We start from the raw sequence: 11,563 nt of genomic DNA, 5'->3' as shown, positions 1-11,563 counted from the left end.
GGGACGGTGCCTGGCGCATCGGGTCAAGGGTTCAGCTGAGAAGGCCTTGAAGGGCAGGTTTGCTTCAAGGCCGGCCTCCAGTGTGTTTAAGGGTCGCGCGTCAAGGGCAAGCCGCCTGCGGCGGGGCCTTTGGCCCCCTTGACCCTGCGGGGCAGCATTGAAACTGACCCGCAGGGCATCAGACCTTCCAGAAGCAGAAGATGCCCCAGGCAATCGACAGGCCCAGCGGCCACCACAGCGGCATCCCCACCAGTCCCAGCCAGGCCAGGAAGATGTAGGAGGTGCCGAGCAGGCTGATGAACAGCCGGTCGCCGCGGGTGGTGGTGAGGCCCAGCACCCCCTTGCGGGCCGCGCCGCCGGGGTGGCGGATTTCAGCAATGATCAGCACGCCGATGGCGGTGAAAATGCCGATGAACAACAGGGCAGTGGGCCAGGTCCAGGCCATCCATGAAAGCATTACACCCTCCCCATCGCGAAACCCTTCGCGATGTAGTTGCGGACAAACCAGATCACGATGGCGCCCGGAATAATTGTCAGAGTTCCCGCAGCCGCCAGCAGCCCCAGTTCATAGCCCGCGGAGGACGCGGTCTTGGTCATGGTGGCGGCAATCGGCTTGGCGGCAACGGCGGTCAGGGTCTTGGCCAGCAGCAGTTCCACCCAGGAGAACATGAAGCAGAAGAACGCTGCCACACCGACGCCCGCCTTGATCGACGGCACAAAGATCGTCGCAAAGAAGCGCGGGAAGGAATAACCGTCGACGAATGCGGTCTCGTCCAGCTCCTTGGGAACGCCGCCCATGAAACCCTCCAGGATCCAGACCGCCAGCGGGATGTTGAACAGGCAATGCGCCAGGGCCACGGCCAGGTGGGTGTCAAACAGCTCCACCGCCGAATACAGCTGGAAGAACGGCAGGGCGAAGACGGCGGCCGGTGCCATCCGGTTGGTCAGAAGCCAGAAAAACAGCTGCTTGTCGCCCAGGAACCGGTAGCGGCTGAAAGCGTAAGCCGCCGGCAGCGCCACCGCGATGGAGATCACGGTGTTGATCGACACATAGGCGATCGAGTTGATGTAGCCCCAGTACCAGCTGGGATCGGTGAAGATGGTCTTGTAGTTGTCCAGCGTGAAAGTCTGCGGGAACAGAGAGAAGCCCGCGAGGATTTCATTGGTCGTCTTGAAGCTCATCGCCACCAGCCAGTAGATCGGCAGCATGAGGAACAGGATATAGACGATGGGGACGATGGATCGTTTCTGCATCGTGATCCCTCCCTTAGTTCAGGTCGTCCTTGGTCATCAGCGTGTAGAACAGCCAGCTGACCAGGAGTGTGATTGCGAAATAGATGAGCGACATGGCAGCGGCGGGGCCGAGGTCGAACTGGCCAAGCGCGATTTTCACCAGGTCGATCGACAAGAGCGTGGTGGAGTTGCCGGGTCCGCCGCCGGTGAGCACGAACGGCTCGGTGTAGATGTTGAAGCTGTCCATGAACCGCAGCAGGATGGCGATGGTCAGCACCGTCTTCATCTTCGGCAGCTGGATGAACCGGAACACCGCCCAGTTGGAGGCACCGTCGATCTTGGCCGCCTGGTAATAGGCGTCGGGGATCGACACCAGGCCCGCGTAGGACAGCAGCACCACCAGAGAGGTCCAGTGCCAGACGTCCATCGTGACGATGGTCACCCAGGCCGCAACCGGATTCTGCGTCATGTCATAGGAGACGCCCAGCACATGGTTCAGGAAGTAGCCCAAGAGGCCGATGTCGGGCAGGGTGAAGATGTTCCACATCGCGCCGACCACGTTCCACGGGATCAGCATCGGCAGCGCCATCAGCACCAGGCAAACCGGCACCCAGAACCCCTTGCGCGGCATCGACAGCGCAATGGCGATGCCCAAGGGCACTTCGATGATCAGGATCAGGAAGGTGAACAGGAACTGGCGGCCAAGCGCCGCATGGAACCGGTCAGAGCGCAGGATCTGCTGGAACCAGTCCAGCCCCTGCCAGAAGAACACGTTGTCGCCAAAGGTTTCCTGCACCGAATAGTTGACCACCGTCATCATCGGGATCAGCGCGTTGAAGGCGACCAGCGCCAGCACCGGCAGGACAAAGAACCAGGCTTTCTGGTTTTCGGTTTTCATCAGGCCGCTCCTTGTTCGTCTGCAGCGGGGGAGGTGGCAAGCCAGCCATCCACGTAAAGCCGGGTCATGTCCTGGCGGAAGGCGAGGTGCACGGCGCTGCCTTTTTCCGGGGCGGCGCCATCGGTGACGGCGTTGATGCGCTGGCCGCCGGCCGCGCATTCCACCACGGTGTGGCGGCCGATGTCGGAGACCTTGGTGACGGTTGCGGGCAGGCCCGTATCCGCCAGCGACACGAATTCCGGGCGGATGCCGATCTCGGTCCGGCCGTTCGCGGCGCCCTGAATGGGGCCTTCCAGCGCGATAGTCTGGCCTGCGAACACGGCGGCGCCGTGCTGCAACTCGCAGGGCAGGATGTTCATCCCCGGCGAGCCGATGAAATGGCCGACAAAGGTATGCGCGGGGCGTTCGAACAGCTCGACCGGCGTGCCGATCTGCACCACTTCGCCCAGCTGCATCACCACCACCTGATCGGCGAATGTCAGCGCCTCGGTCTGGTCGTGGGTGACGTAAATCATCGTCGCCTTCACCCGCTGGTGCAGTTCCTTCAGCTTGGAGCGCAGTTTCCACTTCAGGTGCGGGTCGATCACGGTGAGCGGCTCGTCGAACATCACCACGTTGACGTCCTCGCGCACCAGGCCGCGTCCCATGGAGATCTTCTGTTTATTGTCAGGTGACAATCCCGCCGCCTTTTGCTCCAGCATGTCGGTGACTTCGAGCATTTCGGCAATCGCCATAACCCGCTGGTGCACGGTGGCCTCGTCCCGGCCGCGGTTGCGCAGCGGGAAGGCCAGGTTGTCGTAAACTGTCATGGTGTCGTAGATCACCGGGAACTGGAACACCTGCGCGATGTTGCGCTGGTCCGGGGGCAGGGCGGTGACGTCGTTGCCGTCAAACAGGATCTGGCCCTCGGACGGCACCAGCAGGCCGGAGATGATGTTGAGCAGGGTGGATTTGCCGCAGCCCGAGGGGCCGAGCAGCGCATAGGCGCCGCCGTCGGTCCAGTCGAGGTCGATTTCCTTCAGCGCGTAATCCGAGTCGGACTTGGGCGTCGAAAGATAGCTGTGGCGCAGTTTGGAGAGAGTTATTTTAGCCATTGATGCCTCACGCCGCGCGGCTGCCGTCGGGGGCAAAGAAATATGCCTGCGCGGGGTCCATGTAGAAGTCATGCAGCTCGCCCACGCGGTAGGGGTGGACGCCGTGGGCCAGCGAGACCCAGCTGCCGGAGCCCATGTCGAAATGGGCAGAGCTTTCGGAGCCGGAGAGTTCGGTCACCTGCACCTGGCCCGACAGCTGCACATCAGCGCCGTTGCGGGGCTGCGGCAGCACGTGGTGCGGGCGAATTGCGATGGTGTAGGTGCCATCGGCCAGCCCGGCGGCATCGCCAGCCAGCTCCCAGGTGACGCCGGCGCCCAGCCGGGCCATGCTGCCCTGCTTGGTGATCTTGGCGGTGTTGATCGGCGGGTCGGAGAACACCCGCGCCGCATCTACATTGCCGGGGTTGCGGTAAATCTCGGCGGTGGGGCCGAACTGGGTCACGCGGCCGTCGCGCATCAGTGCGGTCTTGCCGCCCAGAAGCAGCGCCTCTTCCGGTTCGGAGGTCGCGTAGACCACCACCGCGCCGCGGCCTGCAAACAGTTCGGGCAGCTGGTCGCGCAGCTCCTCGCGCAGCTTGTAGTCGAGGTTGGCGAGCGGCTCATCCAGGAACACCGCACGGCTTTCCTTGGCAATCGCGCGGGCCAGCGCGCAGCGCTGCTGCTGGCCGCCGGACAGCTCATGCGGGCGGCGGTGCAGCATCGGCTTCAGCTGCAGGATCGCGGCGGCCTCTTCGACGCGGCCTTCGATCTCCGATTTCGCCATTCCAGCCACTTTCAGCGGCGAGGCAATGTTTTCAAATACCGTCATGTGCGGGTAGTTGATGAAGAACTGATGCACCAGGCTGATGTTGCGCTTCTGGGTGCTGAGACGGCTGACATCCTCGCCATCCATCAGCACCTGGCCGCTGGCCATCGGGTCGAGGCCCGCCATCAGTTTAATGAGTGAGGTCTTTCCGGAGCCGGTGGCGCCGAGGAGGACGTTGAAGTGACCGGGCTCCAGCAGCAGGGAGGTTTCCTTGATGTGCTGAATGGCGCCGACGCGCTTGGTCACACCCTTGAGTTCGAGTGCCATCTTGCTTTGACTTTCCGGCAGGCGGCCTGTTTGCGCGCAGTTGCTGGGTTGGGCAGGGGCGCGCTGGGATCTTGGGGAAAAAGGCCCCGGATGACGGGAAAGGGTCTCCGGGGCCTGATGCAGCCCGGCCAGATGATGGGGATCGCTGGCCGGACCGGGAGGAGGCCTTAGTTGGTTGCCCAGCGGGCCACCAGCTCGTCATAGTTGACGGTCTGGCCCTGCGGCTTCTCGTTCTCCAGCGGCGGCTTGGCGCCGCCGTTGGCGTACCACCACTCCGCATCCTTCTCTTCGTTCAGGCGCGGGCCGCAGCCGCCATAGACATTCGCCTGTTCGTCTGCGCGCTGCATCCGGGCCATGGTGATGTCCATTTCCTCGGCCAGACGGTCCATCGCTTCCTGCGGCGTGAAGGCGCCGGAGTTCACGTCACCGATCTGCTGCCACCAGATCTGAGCCAGCTTCGGATAGTCCGGCACGTTGATGCCGGTCGGCGACCATGCCACGCGGTCAGGCGAGCGGTAGAACTCGACCAGGCCGCCCAGCTTGGGTGCGCGCTCGGTGAAGCTCTCGTGGTTCACGGAGGAGTCGCGGATGAAAGTCAGGCCAACGTGCGATTTCTTCACGTCCACGGTCTTGGACACGACGAACTGGGCATAGAGCCAGGCAGCCTGTGCGCGGTCCAGCGGGGTGGACTTGAGGAAGGTCCAGGAGCCCACGTCCTGATAACCGACCTTCTGGCCTTCTTCCCAGTAGGGGCCGTGCGGGCTGGGCGCCATCCGCCACAGCGGGTTGCCGTCGCCGTCAACGGTGTTGTTGCCTTCGGACTGCGGCTTCACCATGTCGGCGGTAAAGGCGGTGTACCAGAAGATCTGCTGCGCCACGTTGCCCTGTGCCAGCGCCGGCAGCGACTGGTAGAAGTCATAGGACGCCGCACCCGGAGGAGCATACTTGCGCAGCCATTCGTCCCACTTGCGGATCGCATAGACCGCTGCCGGGCCGTTGGCGGCGCCGCCGCGGGTGACGCTGGCACCGGCCGGGTTGCAGGAGCCTTCTTCCATCCGGATGCCCCATTCGTCGATCGGAACACCGTTCGGCTCACCCTTGGAGCCGGCACCGGCCATCGACAGCCAGGCGTCGGTCATCCGCCAGCCAAGGTCCGGCGCGCGTTTGCCGTAATCCATGTGGCCATAGATCGCGGTGCCGTCGATTTCCTTGACGTGCTCGCTGAAGAACTCGGCGATGTCCTCATACGCGGACCAGTTGACCGGGACGCCCAGGTCATAGCCGTACTTTTCCTTGAACGCGGCCTGCAGGTCTTCGCGGTCGAACCAGTCCTTGCGGAACCAGTACAGGTTCGCGAACTGCTGGTCGGGCAGCTGGTACAGGTCGCCGTCCGGGCCGGTGGTGAACTGGGTGCCCATGAAGTCATCCAGGTCGAGGCCGGGGTTGGTCACGTCCTTGAAGTCGCCTGCCATCATGTCGGTCAGGTTGTAGGCCAGCTGCAGGCGCGAGTGGGTGCCGATCAGGTCGGAGTCATTGACGTAGGCGTCATAGAGGTTCCGCTTGGTCTGCATCTGGGTCTGCACGGCCTGAACGACCTCGCCTTCACCCAGGATCTGGTGGTTCACCTTGATGCCGGTGATTTCCTCGAACGCCTTGGTCAGCACCTCGGATTCGTAGGAGTGCGTCGGGATGCCTTCCGACAGCACGTTGATTTCCATGCCCTTGAACGGCTCTGCTGCCTGGATGAACCACTGCAGCTCAGACAACTGCTCATCCTTGGTCAGCACCGAAGGCTGAAATTCTTCATCAATCCATTTCTTGGCCGCCATTTCATCGGCATAGCCAATCGATCCCGCAACCATCGCGCAAACGGCGGCTGCGGACAAAAGATACTTCCGCATCTTTTTCCTCCCTGAAAGTCGCTTAAAGCCAGTTGTGCATTGGCTGCATCTGACTGCCATAGAGCTTTCATAGGTTGGATTATGTTGTCAAACTAATTTTTTAGTAATCGATAGTGCATTGTTTTTAGGGTGAAAAATGGGATGATGTGGAACGCATTTGGCACACGCTGAGCATGCCGCAGTGCAGCATCTCCGGTTGTGACGCAACGCAACTTTTCGCCCTGCTGGCGGTGAAAAAAGCAGTCGCCGTGACAGATCATTGCCGCTACAGAGACGGCATGACGCAAGAAAGCACATTCGAGATTTTCCTGACCGCGCCGCCGGGACTGGAGCAGGCGCTGCTGGCCGAGGCCAAGGAGCTGGGTTTTGCCGCGCCCAAGGCAGTGCCGGGCGGGGTCACGGTGCAGGGCGATTGGCGCGAGGTCTGGCGCGCCAACCTGTGCTTGCGCGGTGCCGCGCGGGTGCTGGCGCGGATCGGCGAGTTCCGCGCGTTCCACCTGGCCCAGCTCGACAAACGCGCGCGCAAGTTCCCCTGGGGCGATGTGCTGCGCCCGGATGTGCCGGTAAAGGTGGAAGTCGCCACCAACAAGAAATCCAAGATCTACCACGCAGGCGCCGCCGCCCAGCGGGTGGAGAAGGCCATTGCCGAGACCCTCGGCGCCCCCGTCACCAAGGACGCCGAGCTGACGGTGAAGCTGCGCATCGAGGATAACCTCTGCGTCTTCAGCGTCGACACCTCGGGCGAGGGGCTGCACAAGCGCGGCCATAAATCCGCCGTCGGCAAGGCTCCGATGCGGGAGAACCTGGCGGCCTTGTTCCTGCGCGAATGCGGCTTTGACGGCAATGAGCCGGTGGTCGACCCGATGTGCGGCTCCGGCACGTTTGTGATCGAGGCCGCAGAAATCGCCAAGGGCCTGCTGCCAGGCCGCAGCCGCAGCTTTGCCTTTGAAATGCTTGCCACTTTTGATGCGGACGCCTGGGCGAACCTGAAGCAGCAGGGTGAGGTTCGTGATACGGACATGCTGTTCCACGGCTCCGACCGCAATGCAGGCGCCGTTGAGATGTCCACCGCCAATGCCGAGCGCGCCAGCGTCGCGGACTGCACCCGTTTCACGCAGGCCGCCGTCAGCGATCTGCAACGCCCCGACGGCCCGCCCGGCCTGGTCATCGTCAACCCGCCCTACGGCGCGCGGATCGGCAACAAGAAGCTGCTCTTTGCTCTCTACGGCGCCCTGGGGCAGGTGCTGAAGGAACGCTTCTCCGGCTGGCGTGTTGGCATCGTCACCTCCGAAACCGCCCTGGCCAAGGCCACCAACCTGCCATTCCTGCCCTTCGGTGCGCCGGTTGCCCACGGCGGCCTGAAGATCCGCCTGTTCAAGACAGACCCGCTGCCCTGAGCAAACCAGGAAAAGCAAGAGGGCGCCCTGCGGCGCCCTCTCGTCTGTTTTTTCCGGACGGTCCGGCTCAGCCGATATCGTAGAGATCGCCGGTGCCGCCCTCGGTGCCGCCGCCGGGGACAGTGCCGCCCACCGGCTGGTTCATCAGCGCCATGAAGTCCTCGGCGTCGGGCTCGCCGCCGCCGTCCTGGAACTGGCCCGCCAGGTTGGCGTCATACCAGGTGCTCAACCCGTCGCCGGTGACCCCGCCATTGGCATAAGAGTCGCCGCTGCTGGCTGCCGCCGCCGGGTCATAGCCGCCTTCCAGCACTTGCTGCGAACCGTCCGGATTGCTGACCACAAGCGACATGCTGCTGAGGTCGATATCGTCCAGCGTCAGCCCACTGTCGGCCCACAGGGTGAAGTTGGCATTTGTGACCGTCCCGTCGGTGCTGTCCGGGACCTGGCCGAATTGCACCATCGCGTCAAAGTTGCCGGGCACGGTGGTGCCGGTGTCCAGCGCATTGACGGAATTGGCATTGGCCTCATGTCCGGTGACCGGCAGCGCGTTCTCGTCCGGGAAGAAGTTCAGCCCGTTCACGCTGGCATCATCCGCCATGTTGAAGAACAGCCCGTCAATATCGGCCACTTCACCATCCCAGGAAGTCGGCTCCATCTTGATGAACAGCTCGCCGGTGGTGTTTTGCACCACTTCGACGGTGACGCTGGGTTCACCATGGCCGCCGATTTCGAAGGTCACCGAAGGCTTGGCCGGAGTGTCTCCGCCGCCACCGGTGTCGCCGCCGGTGCCTTTGGTCCCGCCGGATCCCTTGGTGCCGCCGGTTCCACCGGAGCCTTTGGAGCCTCCGCTTCCTTTGGTGCCGCCGCTGCCAGAGCCACCGGTGCCGCCAGAGCCACCGGTGCCGCCAGAGCCTTTGGTGCCTGACCCGCAGCCATGCGTTCCGCCAGATCCACCAGAGCCCCTGGTCCCACCAGAGCCCCTGGTCCCGCCAGAGCCCTTGGTCCCGCCGGAGCCCCTGGTCCCGCCGGACCCGCCTGAGCCGCCGGTTCCGCCTGAGCCACCAGTTCCGCCAGAGCCATTCCAGTCGTCTTCCTCGCGGTACCACCAGTGCTTTTTGCCGTGATGATCCTTGCCGCCGCAGCCCTTGGTGCCGCCGGATCCCTTGGTGCCGCCGGATCCCTTGGTGCCGCCGGACCCTTTGGTGCCGCCGGATCCCTTGGTCCCGCCGGATCCCTTGGTGCCGCCGGATCCCTTGGTGCCGCCGGATCCCTTGGTGCCGCCGGATCCCTTGGTGCCGCCGGATCCCTTGGTGCCGCCGGATCCCTTGGTGCCGCCGGAGCCCTTGGTGCCGCCAGACCCCTTGGTGCCGCCAGACCCCTTGGTTCCACCGGAGCCGTCTTCCTCATCCTCCCTGTCTTCACGCCAAGCTTTGTAGCCCTTGCCTTTCCAGCCATAGCGGTCTGACAGGTGGTTGTCGTACCAGCGGCCGAAATGCCCGCCTTGCACGCCCCCGTTGTAATAGCTGTTGCCGCCGCAAGCCTGCTTGCCGCCCCAGCCCCATGACGAATGTCCCCGGCCCATTATCTACCCCCCAGGCAATACCTTGAATCACAGTTGCGGATTGGCCTGCAAACAGGACGCAATCGCGCATTTGACAACGGTAGGGAAGCCGATTGGAGGGGCCAAATTTTCGGCACATTTTAGGCAAATTTCATGATTGCCGGGGAAATTCCGGAAACAATCTGCCATCACGCGATTTGATTGTGCGGCAATTCTCTCCCAATGCGCTGCTTCACGTGTGCCCGGCCTTTGCGAATCAGCCTCCGGGCCGCAGCGATTGCCCCAATCTGTCCCGAAAAATGCCGCCTTTCCCCGCTAAGGCGTTAACCGGAGTGGGGTGAGCTGGCCCGGGGCTGGGGCGGCGCAATGGGAAAGGGTGCAGGCAATGGCTGACGGAAAATTCGACGACCGCACCGCGTATATCGCGGGCGCGGCCTGGGAGGTTCTTGGCGAGGAACCGGTGGAGATTTCCGCTCCGGGCGGCAAGTCGCGCTCCTCGCTGCGGCTGCATTTCAAGGACCGCACCGCAATCGCCACGCTGCGCGCCAATTTCCGCCGCACCCATCTGGAAGCCTTTGTGCTGGAACAGCTGGCGCCCCACTGCGATGACATTCCAAAAGTTCTGGGGGTGCATAATGATGTGCTGTTCCAGTCCGATACCGGCGAGACGCGGCTGAGTGAAGAGATCATTGAACACGAGGAAGCCGACCAGCTCGACCTGGCCGCCGAGGCCTGTGCAGCGATCTTCCGCATCCAGGCGGCGGCCCGCAAGACCGAGCTGCACACCGTGCTGCCGCATCTTGGCGCCAACCGCAGCTGGATTCGCAACTTCGTCAGTTCGGTAGAGGCGCTGGAAGCCTACTCCATGGGCATCCCCGAGGATTTCGACTACCCGGCGGCAGCCGAATATATGGAGCAGCCGGGGGTGCAGTTCCTGAAGTGGGATTGCCGCTCGGGCAATGCGGCGATCGGCGAGGACGGCTATGTCCGCTGGTTCGATTTCGAATATGCCGGCCTGCGCCACGGGGCGGAGGATTTTGCCTGGCTCATCGGCGACGAGACCTGGCCCATTGCCCCGGACAAGATGGCCGATGTGATGATCGAAACCTTCGACCCCGGCTGCGGCCATGAGATCGGCGCATACTTGGAGTATCTCTCGGCCTACACCGCCTTGCACTGCATTCAGCGGCTGGAGCTGATCCAGAAGGAGGTCAAAAGCCGCGGCTGGCTCAGCCAGGAGCGGGTGCGCAAGTATGATGATGCCGGTGTGCATCCCGAGTTTGCCGCGCAGCTGTGCCGCACCGGTGCCTACTACGCGGCGCAGTCCCGGCTCACCGCCCCGCTCAGCCGCAACTTCGAGGCCGCGGGCCGCGCCTTCAAGGCAATGTCCGAGGGCTGACGGTTTCTCCCTTCTGTGACGTGCCGTCCAGGTTTCAGCGATGAGGTCCGGACGGCTATCCTGTTGCCGGTGACACACGGGGGATAAGACATGCAGCAGGCCGAAGATTTCCGCGCTGAAAGCCGCGCCTTGGCGGCCACACTGGAGGACCTGCCGGAAGCGGAGTTCCACCGGGCAACCCAGTTCAAGGAATGGACCATCGACCACGTGCTGGGGCATCTGCACCTGTTCAACGCCGCGGCAGAGGCGTCGCTGCTGGGCGAGGCGGCATTCGCCGCCTTCATCGCGCCGGTGCTGCAGGACATGCAGGCGGGCAAGTCCATCCTCGAATGCCAGTTCCCCTGGCTGGACGGCCTCACGGGCCGGGCGCTGTTTCAGGCCTGGCGGCGGGGGGCGGAGAGCTGCGCCGATGCCTATTCTGCCGCGGACCCCAAGATGCGGGTCAAGTGGATCGGGCCGGACATGAGCGCGCTGAGCGCCATCACCGCCCGGCAGATGGAAACCTGGGCGCATGGCCAGGAGGTGTTCGACCTGCTGGGGCTGCAACGGCAGGAACAGGACCGTATCCGCAACATCGCTCACCTCGGGGTGGCCACCTACGGCTGGAGCTTCCGCAACCGCGGGCTTGAGGTGCCGGAGCCCGCGCCGTTCGTGCAGCTGACCGGCCCGTCCGGCGCGGTCTGGGAATGGAACGAGCCGCAGACCGGAAATTTCGTCAAGGGCAGCGCAGTGGAGTTCGCGCAGGTGGTCACGCAGGTTCGCAATATCGCCGATACCGGCCTGCAGGTTGCAGGCGCCGCGGCGCAAGATTGGATGCGTATCGCCCAGTGCTTCGCCGGGCCGCCGGAAACGCCCCCCGGCAAGGGCAGCCGTTTCACAGCAAAGTCCTGATCTGCTTCTCTATTTTCCGGAGTAACCCAAATGCAGCGAAGGGCTCCCGCCCGGCTTCGGCCATCCTGGCGGACGGCCTGTGCCCGTTGGGCGTAGCGCCGCGCCTCGCGCGGCGCT

At 63.7% G+C, this 11,563-nt stretch carries 10 protein-coding genes; 3 read left to right on the top strand and 7 right to left on the bottom strand.

All coding sequences use genetic code 11. The features are described 5' to 3' along the window. Positions 1 to 178 precede the first annotated feature (178 nt). From ACFMBG_RS15315 to ACFMBG_RS15290, 6 genes are all read right to left on the bottom strand, one after another. The gene (locus tag ACFMBG_RS15315) at positions 179 to 457 is read right to left on the bottom strand and encodes a DUF2160 domain-containing protein (protein ID WP_027236659.1); all 279 of its coding nucleotides are present in this window, start codon (positions 455 to 457) and stop codon (positions 179 to 181) included. Then, positions 457 to 1,254 (bottom strand): carbohydrate ABC transporter permease, encoded by a 798-nt coding sequence (locus ACFMBG_RS15310; RefSeq protein WP_421055566.1) that lies wholly within the window; start codon positions 1,252 to 1,254, stop codon positions 457 to 459. Before ACFMBG_RS15310 ends, ACFMBG_RS15315 begins: the two co-directional genes overlap by 1 nt. A gap of 13 nt (positions 1,255 to 1,267) precedes the next feature. Continuing rightward, positions 1,268 to 2,131: a carbohydrate ABC transporter permease gene (locus ACFMBG_RS15305; RefSeq protein ID WP_421055565.1), complete on the bottom strand. Its 864-nt coding sequence runs from the start codon at positions 2,129 to 2,131 to the stop codon at positions 1,268 to 1,270. After that, positions 2,131 to 3,225, bottom strand: a complete 1,095-nt coding sequence (locus ACFMBG_RS15300) for an ABC transporter ATP-binding protein (RefSeq protein ID WP_421055564.1) — start codon at positions 3,223 to 3,225, stop codon at positions 2,131 to 2,133. The genes ACFMBG_RS15305 and ACFMBG_RS15300 overlap by 1 nt, the downstream gene beginning before the upstream one ends. 7 nt (positions 3,226 to 3,232) lie before the next feature. Next, entirely contained in the window at positions 3,233 to 4,297 is a 1,065-nt protein-coding gene (locus ACFMBG_RS15295; protein WP_421055563.1) for an ABC transporter ATP-binding protein, read from the bottom strand. Positions 4,298 to 4,464: 167 nt separating this feature from the next. Beyond that, the gene (locus ACFMBG_RS15290) at positions 4,465 to 6,198 is read right to left on the bottom strand and encodes an ABC transporter substrate-binding protein (RefSeq protein ID WP_421055562.1); all 1,734 of its coding nucleotides are present in this window, start codon (positions 6,196 to 6,198) and stop codon (positions 4,465 to 4,467) included. Between the two features lie 278 nt (positions 6,199 to 6,476). Between ACFMBG_RS15290 and ACFMBG_RS15285 the strand changes: the two genes are divergently transcribed. Then, on the top strand, positions 6,477 to 7,595 hold the full coding sequence (locus ACFMBG_RS15285) for a THUMP domain-containing class I SAM-dependent RNA methyltransferase (RefSeq protein ID WP_421055561.1): 1,119 nt from the start codon (positions 6,477 to 6,479) through the stop codon (positions 7,593 to 7,595). Between the two features lie 67 nt (positions 7,596 to 7,662). Here the strand turns inward: ACFMBG_RS15285 and ACFMBG_RS15280 are convergent, their stop codons facing one another. Then, positions 7,663 to 9,177 (bottom strand): hypothetical protein, encoded by a 1,515-nt coding sequence (locus tag ACFMBG_RS15280; protein WP_421055560.1) that lies wholly within the window; start codon positions 9,175 to 9,177, stop codon positions 7,663 to 7,665. A 364-nt stretch (positions 9,178 to 9,541) separates the two neighbouring features. Here ACFMBG_RS15280 and ACFMBG_RS15275 point away from each other — a divergent pair, with 364 nt between their 5' ends. Both ACFMBG_RS15275 and ACFMBG_RS15270 read left to right on the top strand, forming a co-directional pair. Further along, the gene (locus ACFMBG_RS15275) at positions 9,542 to 10,555 is read left to right on the top strand and encodes a hypothetical protein (protein WP_421055559.1); all 1,014 of its coding nucleotides are present in this window, start codon (positions 9,542 to 9,544) and stop codon (positions 10,553 to 10,555) included. A gap of 90 nt (positions 10,556 to 10,645) precedes the next feature. Then, the gene (locus ACFMBG_RS15270) at positions 10,646 to 11,446 is read left to right on the top strand and encodes a TIGR03084 family metal-binding protein (RefSeq protein ID WP_421055558.1); all 801 of its coding nucleotides are present in this window, start codon (positions 10,646 to 10,648) and stop codon (positions 11,444 to 11,446) included. Positions 11,447 to 11,563: the final 117 nt, after the last annotated feature.

It is taken from the genome of Leisingera coralii, assembly GCF_049056525.1.
In the GTDB taxonomy this organism is placed as follows: domain Bacteria; phylum Pseudomonadota; class Alphaproteobacteria; order Rhodobacterales; family Rhodobacteraceae; genus Leisingera; species Leisingera coralii.
Note: the sequence above shows the minus strand (reverse complement) of the source record. Positions and strands in the feature narration are given on the sequence as shown.